General features: G+C 75.9%; 21 protein-coding genes. 7 read left to right on the forward strand and 14 right to left on the reverse strand.

Annotation, left to right across the window (positions count from 1 at the left end; translation table 11 throughout):
• Positions 1-458 (forward strand): DUF6069 family protein (locus tag BJF88_RS08050; protein ID WP_255371885.1); only part of this gene is annotated, 458 nt, incomplete at its 5' end.
• 167 nt (positions 459-625) lie between these two features.
• On the forward strand, positions 626-1,243 hold the full coding sequence (locus BJF88_RS08055; protein WP_075828435.1) for a dihydrofolate reductase family protein: 618 nt from the start codon (positions 626-628) through the stop codon (positions 1,241-1,243).
• Positions 1,244-1,255: 12 nt separating this feature from the next.
• Here BJF88_RS08055 and BJF88_RS19570 read toward each other — a convergent pair whose 3' ends face one another.
• The 8 genes from BJF88_RS19570 to pgi all read right to left on the reverse strand — a co-directional run bounded on the left by BJF88_RS19570 (position 1,256) and on the right by pgi (position 9,202).
• Entirely contained in the window at positions 1,256-1,852 is a 597-nt protein-coding gene (locus tag BJF88_RS19570) for a PP2C family protein-serine/threonine phosphatase (RefSeq protein WP_158068907.1), read from the reverse strand.
• Positions 1,795-2,853 (reverse strand): response regulator, encoded by a 1,059-nt coding sequence (locus tag BJF88_RS19915; RefSeq protein ID WP_083648984.1) that lies wholly within the window; start codon positions 2,851-2,853, stop codon positions 1,795-1,797. The genes BJF88_RS19570 and BJF88_RS19915 overlap by 58 nt, the downstream gene beginning before the upstream one ends.
• Complete coding sequence (locus tag BJF88_RS08065) at positions 2,850-4,664, reverse strand: ATP-binding protein (RefSeq protein ID WP_139315974.1); 1,815 nt, start codon at positions 4,662-4,664, stop codon at positions 2,850-2,852. Before BJF88_RS08065 ends, BJF88_RS19915 begins: the two co-directional genes overlap by 4 nt.
• Positions 4,661-5,719 carry a SpoIIE family protein phosphatase gene (locus BJF88_RS08070; protein ID WP_222843960.1) on the reverse strand — a complete coding sequence of 353 codons (1,059 nt, stop codon included), beginning with the start codon at positions 5,717-5,719 and terminating at the stop codon, positions 4,661-4,663. Before BJF88_RS08070 ends, BJF88_RS08065 begins: the two co-directional genes overlap by 4 nt.
• Positions 5,716-6,132 (reverse strand): ATP-binding protein, encoded by a 417-nt coding sequence (locus BJF88_RS08075; protein ID WP_075828437.1) that lies wholly within the window; start codon positions 6,130-6,132, stop codon positions 5,716-5,718. Before BJF88_RS08075 ends, BJF88_RS08070 begins: the two co-directional genes overlap by 4 nt.
• Positions 6,129-6,533 carry an STAS domain-containing protein gene (locus tag BJF88_RS08080; RefSeq protein ID WP_075828438.1) on the reverse strand — a complete coding sequence of 135 codons (405 nt, stop codon included), beginning with the start codon at positions 6,531-6,533 and terminating at the stop codon, positions 6,129-6,131. The genes BJF88_RS08075 and BJF88_RS08080 overlap by 4 nt, the downstream gene beginning before the upstream one ends.
• Positions 6,530-7,366: an STAS domain-containing protein gene (locus BJF88_RS08085; RefSeq protein WP_075828439.1), complete on the reverse strand. Its 837-nt coding sequence runs from the start codon at positions 7,364-7,366 to the stop codon at positions 6,530-6,532. Before BJF88_RS08085 ends, BJF88_RS08080 begins: the two co-directional genes overlap by 4 nt.
• A gap of 108 nt (positions 7,367-7,474) precedes the next feature.
• Positions 7,475-9,202 (reverse strand): glucose-6-phosphate isomerase, encoded by a 1,728-nt coding sequence (gene pgi, locus BJF88_RS08090; RefSeq protein ID WP_075828440.1) that lies wholly within the window; start codon positions 9,200-9,202, stop codon positions 7,475-7,477.
• Between the two features lie 123 nt (positions 9,203-9,325).
• On the opposite strand from pgi, the gene BJF88_RS08095 reads away from it, so the two are divergent.
• The gene (locus BJF88_RS08095) at positions 9,326-9,904 is read left to right on the forward strand and encodes a dienelactone hydrolase family protein (protein WP_075828441.1); all 579 of its coding nucleotides are present in this window, start codon (positions 9,326-9,328) and stop codon (positions 9,902-9,904) included.
• 9 nt (positions 9,905-9,913) lie between these two features.
• On the opposite strand, the gene BJF88_RS08100 is transcribed toward BJF88_RS08095, so the two are convergent.
• The 4 genes from BJF88_RS08100 to BJF88_RS08115 all read right to left on the reverse strand — a co-directional run bounded on the left by BJF88_RS08100 (position 9,914) and on the right by BJF88_RS08115 (position 12,870).
• Positions 9,914-11,140, reverse strand: coding sequence for a GNAT family N-acetyltransferase (locus tag BJF88_RS08100; RefSeq protein ID WP_139315975.1), 1,227 nt, complete (start codon positions 11,138-11,140; stop codon positions 9,914-9,916).
• A complete protein-coding gene (locus BJF88_RS08105; RefSeq protein ID WP_369824521.1) occupies positions 11,137-12,135 on the reverse strand; it encodes a GNAT family N-acetyltransferase in 999 nt (332 codons plus the stop codon). The genes BJF88_RS08100 and BJF88_RS08105 overlap by 4 nt, the downstream gene beginning before the upstream one ends.
• Before the next feature lie 91 nt (positions 12,136-12,226).
• The gene (locus BJF88_RS08110) at positions 12,227-12,418 is read right to left on the reverse strand and encodes a hypothetical protein (RefSeq protein WP_075828444.1); all 192 of its coding nucleotides are present in this window, start codon (positions 12,416-12,418) and stop codon (positions 12,227-12,229) included.
• Positions 12,419-12,603: 185 nt separating this feature from the next.
• Complete coding sequence (locus tag BJF88_RS08115; protein WP_075828445.1) at positions 12,604-12,870, reverse strand: GlsB/YeaQ/YmgE family stress response membrane protein; 267 nt, start codon at positions 12,868-12,870, stop codon at positions 12,604-12,606.
• A gap of 159 nt (positions 12,871-13,029) precedes the next feature.
• Between BJF88_RS08115 and BJF88_RS08120 the strand changes: the two genes are divergently transcribed.
• Positions 13,030-13,407, forward strand: coding sequence for an RNA-binding S4 domain-containing protein (locus BJF88_RS08120; protein WP_075828468.1), 378 nt, complete (start codon positions 13,030-13,032; stop codon positions 13,405-13,407).
• 111 nt (positions 13,408-13,518) lie between these two features.
• Here the strand turns inward: BJF88_RS08120 and BJF88_RS08125 are convergent, their stop codons facing one another.
• Both BJF88_RS08125 and BJF88_RS08130 read right to left on the reverse strand, forming a co-directional pair.
• A complete protein-coding gene (locus tag BJF88_RS08125) occupies positions 13,519-14,469 on the reverse strand; it encodes a hypothetical protein (RefSeq protein ID WP_075828446.1) in 951 nt (316 codons plus the stop codon).
• Between the two features lie 222 nt (positions 14,470-14,691).
• Positions 14,692-15,273 (reverse strand): 1-acyl-sn-glycerol-3-phosphate acyltransferase, encoded by a 582-nt coding sequence (locus BJF88_RS08130; protein ID WP_075828447.1) that lies wholly within the window; start codon positions 15,271-15,273, stop codon positions 14,692-14,694.
• Positions 15,274-15,518: 245 nt separating this feature from the next.
• On the opposite strand from BJF88_RS08130, the gene BJF88_RS08135 reads away from it, so the two are divergent.
• Genes BJF88_RS08135 through BJF88_RS08145 form a run of 3 tightly spaced genes read left to right on the forward strand, consistent with a single transcriptional unit; the run spans position 15,519 to position 19,116 of the window.
• A complete protein-coding gene (locus BJF88_RS08135) occupies positions 15,519-16,727 on the forward strand; it encodes an ROK family transcriptional regulator (protein ID WP_075828448.1) in 1,209 nt (402 codons plus the stop codon).
• A complete protein-coding gene (locus BJF88_RS08140) occupies positions 16,724-17,665 on the forward strand; it encodes a polysaccharide deacetylase family protein (protein WP_075828449.1) in 942 nt (313 codons plus the stop codon). The genes BJF88_RS08135 and BJF88_RS08140 overlap by 4 nt, the downstream gene beginning before the upstream one ends.
• Positions 17,662-19,116: an MFS transporter gene (locus BJF88_RS08145; RefSeq protein WP_075828450.1), complete on the forward strand. Its 1,455-nt coding sequence runs from the start codon at positions 17,662-17,664 to the stop codon at positions 19,114-19,116. The genes BJF88_RS08140 and BJF88_RS08145 overlap by 4 nt, the downstream gene beginning before the upstream one ends.
• The last annotated feature ends 17 nt before the right edge of the window (positions 19,117-19,133 follow it).

Raw genomic sequence — 19,133 nt, forward strand, 5'->3', positions numbered from 1 at the left:
GCGCCAGGTCCGCAGGACCCGCCCGCCGGCACGTCCCGGCCAGCTGCGCCGGCGGGACCGTCCCTGCCCGGTCGCCGGTCCGACGCGGCGTGCCCCGCTGGTCCGTCCCGCTCGCCGCCGCGGTGGTCGCGGCCGCGGTCCTGCTCGCCGGCACGGCGGCAGGCGTCGACGTCGCCGCGCGCTCCGGCGCGGCGACCCGCGCCGTCGGGTTCGCCGACGTCGTCGTCGCCGGCGTGATCGTCGGGCTCCTCGGCTGGGGCGTGCGCGCGCTGCTCGCGCGCGTCCGCCGCGACGCGCCCGGGCGCGGCGAGCGCGCCTGGCTCGTGGTCTGCGCGGTCGTGCTGCTCGTGTCCCTGCTCGGCCCGCTCGGCGGCGTCGGCGCGGGGTCGGTCGCGGTGCTGCTCGCCGAGCACGTCGCCGTCGGAGCCGTCGTCGCGCTGGGCCTGCGCCGGGCCTGACCGGCGCCACCTCGGCGCCACCTCGCGCCGCCGTGGGTCCCGACCTCGGCGGCGCCGACGAGCTCCGGTGCCGACGAGCTCCGGCGCCCGACGAGCTCCGGTGCCGATGAGTTCCGGAGGGTGCGGCGGTCCACCACCCGTCATCGACCCCGGCGGAAGGACCTCCCATGGCGACGCTCGTCTCGACCCTGTTCATCTCGCTCGACGGCGTGGCCGAGATCGACCCGGAGTGGCACTTCCCGTACTTCGACGACCACATGGGCGCCGCCGTCGACGAGGACTACCGCGACGTCGACGTCCTGCTCCTCGGGCGGGTCACGTACGACAGCTTCGCGGGCGCGTGGCCGGCCCGCGAGGCGGCGGGCGAGGAGGACGCCGCGTACGCGAAGCAGCTCGGCGACACGCGCAAGGTCGTCGCGACGCGGGGCGGCCAGGACCTCGGGTGGCGCAACGCCGAGCGCCTCGACGGTGACCTCGTCGAGGCCGTGACGGCGCTCAAGGAGACGCCCGGGATGCGGGGGATCCTCGTCCCCGGCTCCCTCTCCGTCGTCCGCCAGCTCCTCGCCGCCGGGCTGCTGGACGAGCTGCGCCTGCTCGTGCACCCCGTCGCGGCGCGGCGCGGCGAGCGGCTCTTCGACGAGGGCGAGCCGCGCTACCCGCTCACCCTGCTGCGCTCCGAGGTGTACCCGACGGGGGTCGTCCGCCTCGTCTACGCCCCGGCCACGCCGCCCGTCGACGCCGGGTACGAGGACGTGCGCGACAAGGTCCCGTCCGCGGGGCGGTGACGGCGCGGGCTCCTACGGGGCGGCGCGGCGCACGGCCACGACGGCGACGTCGTCCTCGCGGCCCGCGTCGTCGAACGCCGCGACGAGGAGGTCGCACACGGCCGCCGGGGGCGAGCCGGCCGCCGCGGCGGCCGCCGTCGCGAGGCGGTCGAGCGACGCGCGCAGCGAGGCGCCGCGGCGCTCCACGAGCCCGTCCGTGACGAGCAGGAGCACGTCGCCCGGCGCGAGGACGTCGACGTGTGCGTGGCGCGTGCCGGGGCTCGGCACGCCGAGCAGCCGGGAACCCGTCTTCACCTCGTCGACCGCCCCGTCGGCGCGCACGACGAGCGCGGGCAGGTGACCGGCGTCGGTCACCTCCAGAGCCCCGGTCGCGGGGTCGAGGACGCACACGCACACGGTCACGAACTCCGCGTGGTCCTGCCGCAGCGCGTCGTTGAGGAGGTCGAGCGCCCGCCCCGCCGGATGCCCCTCGCGCAGGTAGGCGCGCAGCGTGAGCCGGACCTCCGCCATCACGGCCGCGGCGCGCAGCGAGTGCCCCTGCACGTCGCCGATCACCACGGCCACCCGCCCGTCGGGCAGGTCGAACGCGTCGTAGAAGTCGCCGCCCACGTCGAGCCGGGCGCGGAGGCCTCGTACCGCGCCGCGACCTCGACGCCGCCGCGGACCGTGAGCTCCCCGGGGAGCATCGTGCGCTGGAGGGCGAGGGCGAGGCGGTGCTCCTCGGTGAACGTGCGCAGGTTGGACAGGGCGACGGTGGTCGCCTCGGTGAGGCGCCGCACCGCCTCGACGTCGTCGGGCGACGGCTCGGTGCGCCCGTCCTCGAGCTGCACGCCGAGCCCGCCGACGAGCGCGCCGTCGGGCTCCACCAGCCAGGACGTCCACCACGACCCGCGCGCGACGCCCGCCTCGGCCAGCAGAGGCCGCCACGGAGCCGGGAGCTCCGCGGGCGCGAAGACGGCGTGGTCCGCGTCGGCGGGCGGGAGGACGGGCACGGTGCCGCGGCCGCGGACGAGCGGACCGTGCTCGGACGTGCAGACGGTGCGCAGCACCAGGCCCGCGTCGGCGACCACCATGGCCACCACCGGCCGGCCGACGACCGCGTGCGCGCCGCGCGCCGCACGGTCCACGACGTCCTCCGGCGTGCGGGCCTCGTGCAGCGGCACCAGGGCGGACGCGAGCGACTCGAGCCGGCGCGCCGTGCGGACCGTGCCGCGCTGGGCGTCGTGCGTGCGGCACAGGGCGCTGATCGTCGCGAGGAACTCGTCGCGGTCGAGCGGCTCGGGCAGGTACGCGTCCGCGCCGCCATCGAGACCGGCCGTCCGTGCCGCGGCGTCGACGGCGGTCGCGGACACGTGCAGCACCGGCACGTGGGCCGTGGTCGGGTCCGCCTTGATCCGCCGGCACACCTCGGGTCCCGGGACGTCGGGCAGGTTGACGTCGAGGACGACGGCGTCCGTCGCCGCGGACACGCGCTCGACGGCCTCCGCACCCGTCCCGGCCTCCACGACGTCGAACCCGCCGCGCCGCAGCCAGCTCGCCATGACGTACCGGTGCGCCGGGGTGTCGTCGACGACGAGGACGGTCCGACCGGCGGCGCCGGGCGCGCTCACGGCGACGTCTCCCGCCGGAGCGTCGCGACGAGCGTCTCGCGGTCGATCGCCGACTTCGGCAGGAACGGCACGGGCGTACGGTCCGCGGGCTGGCGCGGCGGCGGGCCGCTCGACATGAGGACGACCGGCATGCCGGGGTTCTGCTGCGCGATCCGGCCCAGGACGGTCAGCCCGTCCGTGCCCGGCATGCGCACGTCGAGCAGGACCGCGTCGGCCGCGGCGTCGCGCAGCAGCGCGAGCGCGTGGGTCGCGTCGTGCGCGACGCTCACGCGCGCGGCGGTGTCCCGGAGCATCGACACGAGCACGGAGCGTAGGCCCGGTCGTCGTCGACCACGAGGACGTGACCGACGGCCCACGGGCCGCCGGGGCGGGGTCCGCGGCCGCGGGCGAGGCGGCGGGTCCGCGACCGGTGCGGCGGTCAGCGACGGCAGGCGGACCGCGAAGGTGCTGCCGGCGCCCGGGTCCGACGCCGCGACGAGCGTCCCGCCCAGCGCCTCCACGGTCCGGCGCGCGTACGGCAGGCCGAGCCCCGTGCCCTTCACCGTGGGCTGGAGGCGGTTGGGCACCTGGACGAACTCGTCGAACACCGCCTCGAGCTGGTCGGCGGGGATGCCGAGGCCGGTGTCCTCGACGACGAACGCGACGATCCCGCGGGACGCGCCGTCGGCCGCGCTGCCGTCGCTCGTGCTGCCGTCGCTCGTGCCGCCCTCGTCGCCCGGCCTGTCGTCGGCCCGGGCCGTGAGCCGGACGTGGCCGGCGTCCGTGAACTTCACGGCGTTGGTGAGGAGGTTGCGCAGCACGCGCGCGAGGAGGCGCCGGTCCGTCACGACCCGCAGCCCGGGCGGGGCGGCGACCTCGAGCACGACCCCGTGGCGCACGAGCGGCAGCGTCGTCCCGCGCAGCTCCTCGAGAAGCTCGGCGACGTCGACGTCCGTCGGGTCGACGTCCTCGTGCCCCGCCTCGGCGCGCGCCAGGTCGAGCAGCTCGTCGACGAGCGTGAGGAGCGTGTGGGCGCTCTCGCGCACGAACGCGACCTGCTGCTCCTGCTCCGCGTCGAGGTGGGAGTCCGCGAGCAGGGACGACAGCCCGATGATCGAGTTCACCGGCGTGCGCAGCTCGTGGCTGACGTTGCGCAGGAACCGCGTCTTCGACTCGTTCGCCGCGGTGAGGGCGCGCCCGCGCTCGTCGAGCTCGGCGTAGAGCGCGACGACACCGGTGTTGGTCTCCTCGAGCTCGGAGGAGAGCTGGTCGTACATCGCGAGGACGCCGCGGTTGGTCTCCTCGAGCTCGGCGTTGACGCGGCGCAGCTGCTCCTGCTGCTCGGTGAGGTCGTCGAGGGCACGGACGAGGTCCGCGTTCTGCACGCGTAGCTCGTCGTGCGCGTCCGCGGCGTGCGCGGCGCTCACCGACCGGCGGACCGCGGCGAGCGTCGCGTCGTCGGTCCGGGCACCGGCGCCGAGGCCCTTGGTGAGGACGACGCGCCGGCGTGCCGCGTCGAGGTCGAGCCCGTCGACGAGCCGGCGCGCCGCCGGGATGCCGCCCTCGCTCGTGCTGCCGTCGGCGGGCAGGGGAGCGCCCGTCGCCACCTCCGCCCGCAGACGCGCGAGGGGTCCCTGCGCGACCAGGGTGATCGTGACGTCGGCCGGACCGGTCGCGACGGCCGCGCGCCCGACCTCGGAGAGCGCCGTCGCGACGCGCACCTGGTCCTGCGTGTCGAGGCCCAGGTGCCGGGCGATCTCGCGCCCGGCCCGGCGCAGGGCGAGCACGTCCGTGTCGGCGCGCAGCTGCGTCACCAGGAGCGGCGGTCTCACGCGGCACCGCCTGCCGCCCGCGGCGCCGGGAGCACCGCGACGCACGCGTCGTCGCGGCGCACCCCGTGGTCGCGCAGCAGCACGCCGGCCACGACGAGGGGCGAGCGCGACGCGAGCCCCGGGTAGTCGGCGAGCGACCACCGCTCGGTGAGCCCGTCGCTGTGCATGACGACGACGTCCCCCGCCTCGAGCGGGTACGTGGTCTCCCGCAGCGCGCGCCCGTGCGAGCCGGCGATGCCGGGGTGGCTGACGAGTCCGCGGGCGCGGCCGCCGTGCAGGACGCCGGCGATGTTGCCGAGACCGGCGTACCGCAGGGTCGCGCCCGCCGGCTGCGCGACGGCGACGGCTGCTCCGCGTGTGCCGCCGAGCGCGGCGTGCACGCGCTGGACGAGGGCGGCGGGCGGGCTCGCCGGGGCGTCGAGGAACGCGCGCACCGCGGCGGAGGACGCCGCGGCGGCGAGGGGGCCGTGGCCGAGCCCGTCCGCGACGAGCAGGGTCGTCCCGCCGGCGTCGGTGCGTGTCGCGAAGGCGTCGCCGCACACGCTCTGCCCGGTCATGGCGCGGGTCAGGCCCGTGGGTGCGCCGAGGTGCGCCACGACGCCGTGCCGGGCGAACGCCGCGGCCACCACCGTGCCGCGGCCCGGCGCGGTCCACGCGTCCCAGGCCGACGCCAGGCGAGGCAGCGTGCCGAGACCGATGCCGAGCGTCCCGCCGCTCGACACCCCGTCGCGCATCGCCGCGCCGATGTCGCGCATGCCGGGGCCGCGGTCGACCGCGAGCACCTCGACCACCGCCTCGTCACCCGTTCGGCGGACGCGGACGTGGACCGTCCCCCCGCCGCCGTGGCGGCACTGGTTCGTCGCGAGCTCCGACACGACGAGCCCCACCTCCGCGGCGCGCGGCTCGCCGAAACCCAGGCGCAGCGCGACGGCGCTCGCGGCCCGGCGCACGCCGCCCACCGCGGACGGGTGGTCGACCGTGAACCAGGTCCCGTCCTCGACGACCACGGTGGCGTCGCCGGACGGGGCGGCGGCCGAGGGCATCCCGGCGCTCACCGGGACCAGGTGGCGATCTCGACGCGCGTGCCCACGCCGGGCGCGGTGTCGATCGCGAAGTGCTGCACGAGCCGGCGCGAGCCGGACAGCCCGAGACCCAGCCCGCTGCCGCTCGTCCAGCCGTCGGTCAGCGCGAGGTCGAGGTCCGGGATGCCGGGGCCCTCGTCGCTGAACACGGCGCGCACACCGGTGCGGGCGCCGTCGGACACGAGCTCGACCTCCGCCTCCCCGCCGCCGCCGTACACGAGCGTGTTGCGCGCCAGCTCGCTCGCCGCCGTGACGAGCTTCGTCTGGTCGACGAGCGACAGCCGCGCCTGCTGGGCGAGCGAGCGGACGAGCTGGCGGACCTTGACCACGTCGGAGTCGGCGCGCACGGGCAGGCGCTCGGCCGTCTCCGACGTCGCGGCGGTCATCCCTCCTCGCGCTCGGCGGCGGCGAGGAGGATCTCCTCGGCCGACCGGTCCTCGGGCCGGAGCATCGCCAGCCCGCGCTCGACGTCCAGCGCCGTGCGGACGTCACCGAGCGAGAGGCCGAGCTCCACCATCGTGATCGCCACCGCCGGGCGCATGCCGACGACGACGGTCGTCGCGTCGAGCACGTGGGAGATCGCCGCGACGGACGCGAGCATGCGACCGATGAAGCTGTCGACGATCTCCAGGCCCGAGATGTCGATGATCACGCCGCGCGCCCCGGTGCGCGTGATGCGCTCCGCGAGGTCCTCCTGCAGCCGCAGGGCGGTGTCGTCCTGGAGGTCGACCTGGATCGAGACGAGCAGCGTCGACCCGATCTTGAGGATCGGGACGCCGTCGCTCACGCGGGCACCCCGGCGGACGCCGTCCGGCCGTTCGCGCGCAGCGCGTCGACGAGGGCGTCGGCGAGCGTGGCGCGCGTGCGGATGTCGCCGAACTCGATGCCGAGCGCGACGATGGTCTGCGCGATCTGCGGGCGGATGCCGCTGATCGTGCACTCCGCCCCCATGAGGCGCGCCGCGACGACCGTCTTGAGCAGGTGCTGCGCGACCTGGGTGTCGACGGCCGGGACACCCGTGATGTCGATGATCGCGTGCTCGCTGCCCGTGTCCACGAGCGTGTTGAGGAGCTTCTCCATGACGACCTGCGTCCGGGCGGAGTCGAGCGTGCCGACGAGCGGCACCGCGACGACGCCCTCCCAGAGCTTGACGACCGGCGTGGAGAGCTCGAGGAGCTGCTCGGCCTGCTCGGAGATGATCGCCTCGCGCGCCGCGGCGTACGTCTCGAACGTGAACAGGCCCAGGTCGTCCACCAGCCGCAGGAGCGGGGTGACGTCGACCGCGACGTCGTCGTCCGACGTCAGGCGGTACAGGCCCTCCTTGAGCGCGAACACGCCGATCGCCGTCTCGCGCGGCGTGAAGCCGAGGCGGGCGCGCGCGGCGGAGACGTCGGCGAGGATGCCCCGGAGCTGGTCGAATGCGGCGTCCGACAGCGTGGTGCCGCCCGCCCGCAGCCCGTCGAGCAGCGCGTCGAGGATGTCGGACTGCTCGCGCTCGAGCTCGCCGCGCGTGGTGCGGCCGTGCAGCTCGGCGGCCGCGGCCTCGAGCCAGGCGGCGCGGACCGTCTCCGCGCGCTCGACGAGCGTGCGGACGAGGGTGTCGGTGGCGACGGGGGCCATCGCAGGGCTCCTTCCAGGAGGGCGCGACCGTCCCGCGGACGCACGGGGGTCGGCGAGAGTCTACGCACGCGCGACGACGACGCCCGCCGGGGCGGGGTGACGCCGGTCTCAGCCGCGCAGGTCGAGGTACCGCGTGATGAGCTCGGCGGTCGACGGGTCCTGCGCGTCGAGCGCGTCCGCGTCGCCCGTGAGCGCGGGAGCGATCTCGAGCGCGAGCTTCTTGCCGAGCTCGACGCCCCACTGGTCGAAGCTGTCGATGCCCCACACGACGCCCTGCACGAACGTGATGTGCTCGTACAGCGCGACGAGCTGGCCGAGCACGCTCGGCGTCAGCGCGGGCGCGAGGATCGACGTCGTCGGGCGGTTGCCGGGGAACGTCCGGGCGCTGACGAGGGCCTCGTCCGTGCCCTCCGCGCGCACCTCGTCCGCCGTCCTGCCGAACGCGAGCGCCTTGGTCTGCGCGAAGAAGTTCGCGAGGAACAGGGCGTGCACGTCGGCGCCGGGCTCCACCGCGCCGCCGTCACCCACGCGGTCGACGAGCGGGTGCGCCGGGTTCGCGACGGCGATGAAGTCCGCCGGGATCAGCCGCGTGCCCTGGTGGATGAGCTGGTAGAACGCGTGCTGGCCGTTCGTGCCGGGCTCGCCCCAGAAGACCTCACCGGTCTCGGTGGTCACCGGGCTGCCGTCCCAGCGCACGCGCTTGCCGTTCGACTCCATCGTCAGCTGCTGGAGGTACGCCGGGAAGCGGTGCAGGTACTGGGCGTACGGCAGGACGGCGTGCGTGTGCGCGTCGAGGAAGTTGACGTACCAGACGTTGAGCAGGCCCATCAGCACGGGCACGTTCTGCGCGAACGGGGTGGTGCGCACGTGCTCGTCCATCGCGTGGAAGCCGGCGAGGAGCTCGGCGAAGCGCTCCGGCCCGATCGCGATGGCGAGCGACGTGCCGATCGCGGAGTCCACCGAGTACCGGCCGCCGACCCAGTCCCAGAACCCGAACGCGTTCTGCGGGTCGATGCCGAACGCCTCGACCTTGTCGAGCGCCGTCGAGACGGCGACGAAGTGCTTCGAGACGGCCTCGCGGCGGGCGTCGTCCGTGTCCGCCAGAACGCCGAGCCGGTCGAGCTCGGTCCACAGCCAGTCGCGCGCGAGGCGCGCGTTCGTCAGCGTCTCGAGCGTGCTGAACGTCTTCGAGGCGACGATGAACAGCGTCGTGCGCGGGTCGAGGCCCGCCGTCTTCTCGGCGATGTCGGTCGGGTCGATGTTCGACACGAACCGGACGTCGACGTCCTCGTGCTTGTAGGGCAGGAGCGCCTCGTACGCCATGACCGGGCCGAGGTCGGAACCGCCGATGCCGATGTTGACGACCGTGCGCACGCGCTCGCCCGTCACGCCCGTCCACGCGCCCGAGCGCACGCGGTCGGCGAACTCGTAGACCTTGTGCAGCACGTCGTGCACGTCGGCGTCGACGTCCTGGCCGTCGACGACCAGGCGACGGTCGTCGCCCAGGGGTGCGGGCCGGCGCAGGGCCGTGTGCAGGACGGCGCGGTCCTCCGTGACGTTGATGTGGTCGCCCGCGAACATCGCGTCGAGCCGGCCGCCGAGGTCGACCTCCTCCGCGAGGCGCACGAGGAGGTCGAGCGTCTCGTCCGTGACGAGGTTCTTCGACAGGTCCACCGTGAGGTCCGCGACCTGGTGGGTGAGCCGCGGCGCGCGGTCGGGGTCGGCCGCGAACCAGGCGCGCAGGTCCGGCGAGAGCGCGTCGCGGTGGGCGGTCAGCGCGTCCCAGGACGCGGTGGCGGTGGCGTCGACGGGCGGAGGCACGGGCGCAGAGGTCATGGGCACCAACCTAGTGACCGGCGGCCCCGCTCGCCCACCCCGCCCGTCCGGGCGGCGGGCCCCCGCCGGAGGCACCACCATGGTCGGGTGGGCGCGAGGGGCGCGCCGCGGGACGGAGGAGACATGGCCGAGGTGCTGCTGTTCCACCACGCCCTGGGCGTGACGCCCGGCGTCGAGGAGACGGCACAGGTGCTGCGCGACGCCGGCCACGTGGTCCACGTGGCCGACCTGTTCGAGGGCGAGACCTTCGGCTCCCTCGAGGAGGGCGTCGACCACGCGGAGGAGCTGGGCTTCGGCACGCTCCTCGAGCGGGGCCGTGCCGCGGCCGACCGGCTCCCGCCCGGCCTCGTCTACGCGGGGACGTCGCTCGGCGTCCTGCCCGCGCAGGCGCTCGCCCAGACGCGGCCCGGGGCGAAGGGCGCCGTGCTCCTCGAGGCGTGCATCCCCGTCTCGGAGTTCGGGGACGAGTGGCCGGCGGAGGTGCCCGTGCAGGTGCACGGCATGGACGCCGACCCGTTCTTCGCGGGGGAGGGGGACGTCGATGCTGCGCGCGAGCTCGTCGACGCGAGCCAGGACGCCGAGCTGTTCCTCTACCCCGGCGACCGCCACCTGTTCACCGACCCCAGCCTGCCGTCGTACGAGCCGGAGGCCGCCGCGCTCGTCGTCGAGCGCGTCGTGCGGTTCCTCGACGGGATCCGCTGAGCGGTCCCGTCAGCCCTCCGGCGTGGCCCCGGGGCCGTCGTCCGGCTCGCCGAGCCGCAGCTGCCACTCGGCGTCGACGCTGGTGGGCGCGAACCCGAGCGCGACGTTGATCGCGAGCATGTGGTCGTTCTCCTGCGCGTTCCACGTGTGCACGCGGCGCGCCGTCGGCCGGGACCGGGCGAGCTCGTCGAGCACCGCGACCTTGACGAGCATCCCGAGGCTGCGCCCGCGGTGCTCGCGCAGCACGAGCGTGTCCTCCTGGTAGACGACCGCGGGCTTGTCGAGCGGGTAGGTGACCATCGAGAAGCCGGCGAGCGTGCCCGTCGGCACGTGCTCGGCGGCCGCGATCACGAACCCCTGGCCCCGGTCGTGGACGTCCTGCACGGTGGTGCGCACGCGCTGCGCGTCCCACGGGTCCTCCTCGACCTCGAGGCCGGCGTTCGGGGCGTCGGTGCTCATGCGCGTCTCGAGCACGGCGACCTGGTCGAGCCACCTCTCCGGCACGTCGTCCGTCCAGACGTGGACGCGGTAGTCCGCGCCGCGCTCCGTCGCCGCGGCGCGCAGCGGGTCGAGCCGCGCTGCCGGCACCGGGAGGTCGAGCACGGAGTGCCGCTGGACCTGCTCGAGCGTGAAGCCGCGGCGGAGCACGAACCGGGTCGCGGCGGCGTCGCGAGGGACCCGGCCGCTGCCGGTGGGCGCCTCGAGCGCGCCGGGGCCGGGCGGCGGCTCGGGCGCGAACGACGAGTCGCCCTGGACGACGTGGCGCCCGGCGTCGCGAGTGATCGCGAGCGCGTCCTCCCACAGGGCGGTGCCGACGCCGCGGCGTCGGTGCTCCGGGCGCACGGCCACGTGGACGAGCGCCACGTGCGTCCCGCCCTCCAGCGGCATCGACACCATCGAGCGGCCGACGACGTCCTCCGGCCGCGCCGGGCTGCCGGGCGCGGCGCCGTCGGCGACGGCGACGCGGCGCACCGTGCGCCGGTAGCCGCCGCTCGCCACGGAGTTGACCACGGTCCCGGCGTCCAGCGAGAGGTCGGTGTGCCCGTACACCTGCTCGTCGACGGCCTCGCTGACGAGGACGGTGCCGTGGACCGCCCACGCCCCGGGGTCGTCCGGGCTCGCCGGGACCTCGACCGTCTCGATCCGCACGCGCGGGGAGCCCGCCGCTGTCGTGGCCCCGGTGCTGCCGGGAACCGGGGAGCCGGCATCCCCGGTGGCGACGGTGTGCTCGCTCATGCGTCCCTCTCCTGGTCCGGCTGCTCGGTGTCCGGCTGCTCGGTGTCCGGTCGCGCGGTCTCCGGTCGTTCGGTCCCCGGTCGCGCGGTCTCCGGCGCGGGGCTGCGGGCGCCGACCCGCTTCTGCCACGACGCCCACGTGCCGGCCGGCCGGAAGCCGATGGCCACGTTGATGGCGAGCATGTGCGTGTTCTCCTCGGCGTTGCCCGTGTGGACGCGCCGGGCCTGCGGTCGCGCCTCGACCAGAGCCCGGAGGTTCACGACCTTCACGTGCATGCCGAGCCGCCGCCCCCGGTGCTCGTGCAGCACGAGCGTGTCCTCCTGGTGCACGACGGCCGGGCGGTCCCACGGGTGCTCGAGGACCGTGAACGCGGCGAGCGTGCGCGTCGGCACGTGCTCCGCCACGGTCATGAGGAAGCCGTGGCCCCTCTCCTGCCGCTCGCGCACCCAGGTCCGCACGCGGGGCGCGTCCCACGGGTCCTCGCCGTAGTCGACGCCGCCGACGGGGGCGTCGGTGCTCATGCGGGTGAACAGCAGGGCGACCTGGTCCGCCCAGACGTCCGGGACCTCGTCGGTCCACGTGAGGGTGCGGTAGTCGTCGCCGGCCGCGGCGCTCGCCGCGGTGCCGAGCCGGTCCAGGAGCCCGGGCGGCATCGGCAGGTCGAGGACCGAGTGCCGGTCCACCTGCTCGAGCGCGTAGCCGTGCGCGAGCGCCAGGCGCACGCCCGGCGCGTCGACGGGGACCCGGCCCGAGCCGGTCGTCGCCTCGATCGCGCCCTCGCCCGCCGGGGGCTCGGTGCCGTGCGCCGTGGCCGAGTACAGGACGGTGCGCCCCGCGTCGACGGCGAGGCGCTCGCCGAGCGCGAGCAGCGCCGTGCCGACGCCGTGGCGCCGCGCGCCGGGGCGCACGAACACGTAGACCTCGCCCAGGTGGGTGTTGCTCGTGAGGGGACGGCATACGAAGAGGTGCCCGACGACGTCGTGCGGCGCCGGCAGCGCACCGCGGTCCGCGCCCGCGGCGTCGAGGCGGCCGCCCGGACGACGACGAAGCGCTGCTTCTCCTCGTACTCCTGGTGCCGCATGCCGCTCAGACGTCGCGCGCCGACAGCGCCGTGTCGGCGTTCCCGTGCGTCTCGTGCTCGATCTCGACGTCGACGTCGGCGACCGCCCGGTACGCCCAGGCCGCGGGCGCGTCGGCGTCGTCGGCGTGCGGCGCCTCGACGACGACGAGGCCGGGCGGCAGCCCGAGCTCGGGCAGCGTGCGCGTGACGCTGGTCATACGGGCAGGGTGCCCGCGCCGCGCGCCGCCGTCCAGGGTTTTGTCGCCGCCCCCGCCCGCGGTGCCCTGGTCGCCGTCGGTGCCCGGGCCGCTGTCGTGCCGCACCCCCCCGGACGCACGGAGCGGCCCGGTCCGCGGGGGACCGGGCCGCTCCGTGCGGGGCCGTCGGGGACGGCCGGAGGGTGTCAGGCGCGCTTGCGGCTCGTGAACCACGACCAGATGAACACGACGATGACCGACCCGAGCAGGGCGAAGCCCCAGGTGCCGAGGTCGAAGAACTCCTCGTTGACGTTCGTGCCGAACACGGCGGACGCGATGAACCCGCCGAGCAGCGCGCCGAGGACGCCGAGGATCAGCGTGACGATCCAGCCGCCCTTCTGCGCACCCGGCACGATGGCGCGGGCGATCGCGCCCATGATGAGGCCGATGACGATCCAGCCGATGATGCCCATCTCAGTCTCCTTCTCCCTCGCTGAGGAACAGGACTATCCGGATATATCGCTCCGGACGGCCTGGGACGACATTCCCACGACCGGGACGGTTTCGCACGCCGAACCGCAGCATCGTGCCGTCCGCACGTCGTGCGCCTCCCCTCGTAGGCTCGGGGGGTGGTGACGAGCGGGACGACGAGCGCACGGGTCGACAGCTGGCTCTGGGCCGTCCGCGTGTTCAAGAGCCGGTCGCAGGCGACCGCGGCCGTGAAGGCCGGGCACGTGCGCGTCAACGGCGAGCGCGCGAAGCCGGCGACGAACGTCAAGGTGGGGGACCGCGTCGTCGTGCGGGGCGGCGTCGTGGAGAAGGTGCTCGTCGTCGAGAAGGTGCTGGTCAAGCGCGTCTCCGCGGCTCTCGCGGCCGACGCCGTGACCGATCAGAGCCCACCCCCGCCGCCGCGCGAGCTCGTCGCACCGCCGGCCGTGCGCGACCGCGGTGCCGGTCGCCCCACCAAGCGCGAGCGGCGCGAGATCGACCGGCTGCGCGGCCGCGCCTGACCGCTGCCGCGGGGGCGCCCCACGCCCTCGAGCGCTGCGTCACCGGCGGAGGGATGCGTCTCGGGACGCATCCCCCGCGCGCTGGCGCAGCACTCGGCAGCGGGCCGCGCTTCACCACAGCCCCGGCCGGGCGACGTCGGGCACCTCGACGCCCGCGGGCACGAACCGACGGACGCGCCACGCGACCTCGTCCTCCCGCCGTAGGTCCGCGCGCGTGACCCGGACGAGACGCCATCCTTCCTCGACGATGGCGTCCTGCCGGCGCTTCTCCTCGAACAGCACCCGCGCCGGGTCCCCGGCCGCGGGCTCGCCGTACTTCACGAAGCCGTCGAACTCGACGAGCAGGCGCCATTCCTCCCAGCCCATGTCCGCACGGAAGCGGCCCAGCCGGGTCCGGACCGGGATCTGGGTGCGGGGAGCCGGCAGCCCGTGCCGGAGGACGGCGTAGCGCGTCACGGACTCGCCCGGGCTCTCGGCGCCGCCGTCCGCCGCGCCGAGGACCGCCCTCGCGCGGACGACGCCACGCCCACGAGTCTCGACCGTGCGGCGCCGCAGCAGGTCGGCGTCGAAGCCGCGACGCAGAGCCGCGTCCGCGACGACGAGTCCTTCGCGCGGAGGCAGCATGCGGGCGCAGTCGACCACCGTTCGAGCGAGCGTCGTGACGGGCAGCCCGCGCACGGTCGTGAGGTCGTCCGGCGCGACGGCGGCGCGGTGCCGGACGAGGTCGGCGCCTGCGCCGCGCCCCGGGACGTTGCGCTGCACGACGTGCACCCGGCGCGGGAGCCGCCACAGCGGCAGGCCCCACAGCAGCGCGGCGCTCGGCCCGCAAAACCAGTGCGCGCCGTCGAGCTGGCGAGAGACGGCCTCGATCCGTGCCAGCGCGGCGGTGCGTGCCTCCGCGGGGGAGGGCCTGGCCGCGCCGGTCGTCGCGAGGAGGTAGGCGCCGCGACGGAGCCGGGTCGCCGTCCCGTCGGCCACCGCTGCGGCGAGCGCGGGACGTGGGACGTCGCGCGCGAGCACGGTGCGGGGAAGGTCGGCGTTGCCGCCTGCGGGACGTTCCATGCCCTGAGGTTCCCCGGGCCGGGCAGGCTGCCGCCGACGTCGGCCGGCGCGCTGTGGACGGTGCTGCCGTGCCGCGGGGCTGTGGACGAGCGGTCGGCCTCTCCTGCGGTGTTCAGTGCTGCGTCTGCGCTCGGGCGATGCGTCGACGGACGCAGCGGTCGGTCGGTGACGCAGCGCTCGGTCGGTGACGCAGCGCTCACGGCGCGGCCGGGGCGTGGCGGGTCAGCCGGGGGCGTCGTCCTCCTCGCGCAGGCGCGGCTCGGTGCGCAGCGACGGGTGCACGCCCGACTTGTCGGCGTAGAACGCCCGGACGACGTCCATGTCGGCGTGCACGTCGCCGGTGAGGTCGATCGTCGGGCCGAGGCCCGTCGTCATCGTCGTGCGGTCGACGTACCCGAGCGTCACGGGCAGCCCCGCCTCGCGCGCGATGCGGTAGAAGCCCGACTTCCAGTACGTGCCGGCGCCGCGCGTGCCCTCGGGCGTCACGACGAGCGAGAACACCTCGCCGCCGTGGATGCGCGCGACGACGTCCGCGACGACCCGGCCCGGGTCGCGCCGGTCGACGGGGATGCCGCCGAGCGCGCGCATGAGCGGTCCCGCCGCGCCGGCGAAGAGCGTGTGCTTGCCGAGCCAGCGCACGTGGATGCCGGTGCTCCACGCGATCGCCAGCATGAGCACGAAGTCCCAGTTCGACGTGTGCGGGGCCCCGACGAGCACCGTCGGGCGCCGCGTGTCGTACGGCTCGGAGCGAAGGGTCCAGCGGCTCGTCGCCCAGTAGGCGCGGGCGATGGCTCGGCGGATCACGACGCCACGGTACCCGGGCGGAGCCGGTCGCGACGCACCGGTCGGGGCGGGTGGTTCCCGACGCCGGGGCGGTCCCGCGGCGGCGCCCGGAGGCCACCGGCGGCGTGGCCGGGAAGGCGCGGCCGCGGTCGTCCACAGCGGGGCAGGTGCCGTCGACAACGGTCGAGGCCCTGGCTAGTCTCCCCGGGGAGGCGGGACGCGCCGCCGTCCCGCCGCTCAGCTCCCGACACGTCGACGGAGACCGCATGGACCTGCTGCTCGCCGGCTCTCCCGCTCGGTCGCGCTCGTTCACCGCGCGCGTGGTCCTCGACGCGCTGTCCGCGGGCGCTCCGATGACGCGGGCGGACGTCGCTGCGGCGACGGGGCTGTCCCGGGCGGTCGTGGCACAGACGCTGCGGGCGCTCGTCGGGACGGGCGTCGTCGTCGAGGCCGGGCCCGACCCCGCGCCCGCCGGGCAGCCCGCTGCCCGGTACCGGGTGAGCACCGACCACGGGTTCGGCCTGGGCGTCGACGTCGCGCGCGACCGCGTGCGGGTCGCGCTCGTCGACGTCACCGGGGCGGTGCGTGCCCGCGCCGAGCGGCGCGACGTCAGGGCGAGCGCGACGGCGCGTGCCCGGGCCGCGGCCGAGCTCGCCCGGGGCTGCGTCGCCGACGTGGCCGCGCGCCTCGAGACCGCCCCGACCGTCGAGGTGACCCGCGCCGTCGCCGCCGTGCCCGTCATCGTGGAGGCCGACGGCGTGACGGTCCGTCGGGTGCCCGGGTTCGAGAAGGGTGGGACGGCGTTGCACGACGCCCTGCAGGACGCGCTCGGCTGCCCGGTCCGGCTGGAGAACGACCTCAACCTGGCTGCGGTCGCCGAGCAGCACGACGGCGTCGCCCGGGAGGCCCGCACGTTCGTCGTCCTCGGGCTCGGCGACGGCTTCGGGGCGGGGATCGTCGTCGACGGCCGTCTCCACCGCGGCGCACGCGGCGGCGCCGGCGAGATCTCGTTCCTGCCGCACCCGGAGCGACCCCTGGGGTCGGAGGTGCTGGGCGCCGGGTCGCTCACCGCGATCGCGAAGGAGCACGGCCTGCCCGACGACGTCTCCGTGCGCGAGGTGGTGGACCGCGCCGAGCGCGGTGACGTGGTCGCGGACGACGTGCTCGACGTCGTCGCGGAGCGCATCGCCGTCGTCGCCGGGTCGGTCGCCCTCGTCCTGGAGCCCGAGCTGTTCGTGCTCACGGACCAGGCCGCACGGCCCCCGCTCGCGGAGCGCGTGATCCGCTACCTCGCCGAGCGGATCGCCGTGCTCGACCTGCGCGTGGTGCCGTCGACGATCGGGACGGACGCGGTCGTGCTCGGGGCCGCGCGCGCGGCGGGCGACGCGCTGCGTGAGGAGGTGCTGCGGGCGGCGCTCGCGGCCGACGTCGGGCCGCCCGAGGGCGCCGGCGGCGCGGACGAGGCGGCGTCGTGACGGCGGAGCTCGTCGAGCGCCTCGGCCTCGGGCCGGACGCCCGCGTCCTGATCCTCAACGCGGACGACTACGGCATGTGCCGCGCCGCGAACCGCGCGATCGGGGACCTGCTGCTCGCCGGCCGCGTCGACTCCGCGACGGTCATGGTGCCGTGCGCGTGGGCGCCCGACGCCCTCGCGTTCGCGGCGGCCCACCCGCACCTCGACGTCGGCGTGCACCTCGTGCTCACGAGCGAGTGGACGCGGTACCGGTGGCGGCCTCTGACCGGGACCGGCTCGTCGCTGGTCGACGCCGCGGGGTTCTTCCACGCCGACGTCGCGACCGTCGAGCGCCGGGCCCGCGACGAGGACGTCGCGGCGGAGCTGACCGCACAGCTCGACGCGGCGCTCGCGGCGGGGGTCGACGTCACGCACCTGGACAACCACATGGGCTCGGTCTACGGGTTGGAGACGGGCCGGACGTTCCTGCCGCAGGTGTTCGAGCTCGCCGCCCGCCACGGCCTGCCGTTCCGCCTGCCCCGCACGACCGACGGCATGGACCTGCCCGGCGGGCTGCAGCCGGTGCTCGACGAGGCCACGGCCGCGGCGGACGCCCTCGGCGTCGTGCTGCCCGACCGCCTGTGGACGCACCCGTTCACGCTCGCCGGCGCGGGGACGCCGCACGAGGAGGACTACGCCGACGTCAAGGCCGGCTTCCTCGAGCTGCTGCGCCGCGTGCCCGCCGGGGTGACGGAGGTCTACCTGCACCCGATGCTCGACGACGACGAGCTCGGTGACGCGGTGGACCACTCCGCCGCGAAGCGCGGGTTCGAGAACCGGCTGCTCGCCGACCCGGACGTGGCGGCCGTGATCGAGGGCGAGGGGATCGTGCGCGCCGGGTGGCGCGACCTGCGTGCGGTCCAGCGCGGTGAGCGGGTGGACGTGGCGGCGGTGCGGTGAGCGGGCCGGGCGCGCCGCTCGGCACGACCCCGCGGGCGTCGTCGGGCACGTGGCTCGTGCGGCTGCGGGACCGGCGCCTGGACGGCGTGCCGACGCGGGCGCGGACCGTCGCCTACGGCGCGTCGGCGTTCCCTGCGAACCTGCTCCTGCAGACGTTCTCCGCGTTCGTCGTGTACTTCTACGTCGACCGGCTCGGCGTGCCGGCGGGCTGGGTCGCGGGCGCGATGGTCGCGCACGGCGTCCTCAACGCGCTGCTCAACCCCGTCGTCGGGGCGGCCTCCGACCGCCGTCGCACCCGCTGGGGCCGCCGGGTGCCGTGGATCGGGCTGGGGGTCGTGCCGCTCGTCGTCGCGTTCGCGCTCGTGTGGACGCCGCCGCCGCTCGGTCCCACGGGCCTGGTCGTGTGGTTCCTCGTCGTCGTCGCGGTCTACGACGTCGCGTACGTCGTCGTCGTGCTCAACGTGTCGGCGCTGTTCCCGGAGATCTTCCGCACGACGGCCGAGCGCGCCCGCGGCAACGCCCCGCGCCAGGTGTTCGGGCTCGTCGGGATGATCCTCGGTACGGCGGGCGCGCCGCTGCTGTACGGGACGCTCGGGTGGACGTGGATGGCGGTGGCGCTCGCGGTCGTGAGCCTGGGGTTCTTCGTGTGGTCGTTCGCCGGGATGGTCGAGCGGCGTGTCGACGAGGCCGCGGTGCGCGAGCGCGAGGCGGGGGTGCGGCTCGCCGACCAGCTGCGGTACACGTTCGCCAACCGCGCGTTCGTCACGTACGTGCTCGGCTCGCTGCTGCTGCAGAGCGCGACGGCGGTCGTGCTCGCCACGGTGCCCTTCTCCGTCCGGTACGTGCTCGGCGGTCAGGAGGAGGCCGCGACGCTCCTGCTCGCGCCGATCTTCGTCGCGGCGATCCCGTCGATCCTCGGGTGGTCGTGGGTCGTGCGGCGGGTCGGGCCGCGCACCGCGATGCTGTGGGTCGTCGCGGTCTACGGGCTGGCGACGTGCCTGTACCTGATCCCGTCCACGGTGGCGGGCGCGGCGGTGGCCGGCCTGGCCGTGGGCGTCGGCGTCGCCGGGCTCATGCAGGTGCTGGAGGTGGCGCTCGCGCAGGTCGTCGACGACGACGAGCGGCGGACCGGGCTGCGTCGCGAGGGGATGTACTTCGGGGCGAACGGCTTCGTCGTGCGCGGCTCGGTGATCGTGCAGGCGGTCCTCGTCGCCGGGGTGCTCGCCGCGAGCGGGTACGTCGAGAACGCGCCGACGCAGGCCGGCTCGGTCGCCACGGGGGTGCGGCTGCTCCTCGGCGGCGCGCCGGCGCTGCTCGCCGCGCTCGCGTTCGTGTGCTTCTGGTCCTACCCGTTGCGCGGTCGTGGCGACGCCCCGGGCGAGGTGCCGGTCGACGAGGCGGTCGCCGACGCGGCGGCGTCGCCCACCGCGGGGGACCCGATGCCGAGGTAGCGCCCGGCCTCGACCTC

The sequence above is a fragment of the Cellulosimicrobium sp. CUA-896 genome, assembly GCF_001942335.1.
Taxonomy (GTDB): domain Bacteria; phylum Actinomycetota; class Actinomycetes; order Actinomycetales; family Cellulomonadaceae; genus Cellulosimicrobium.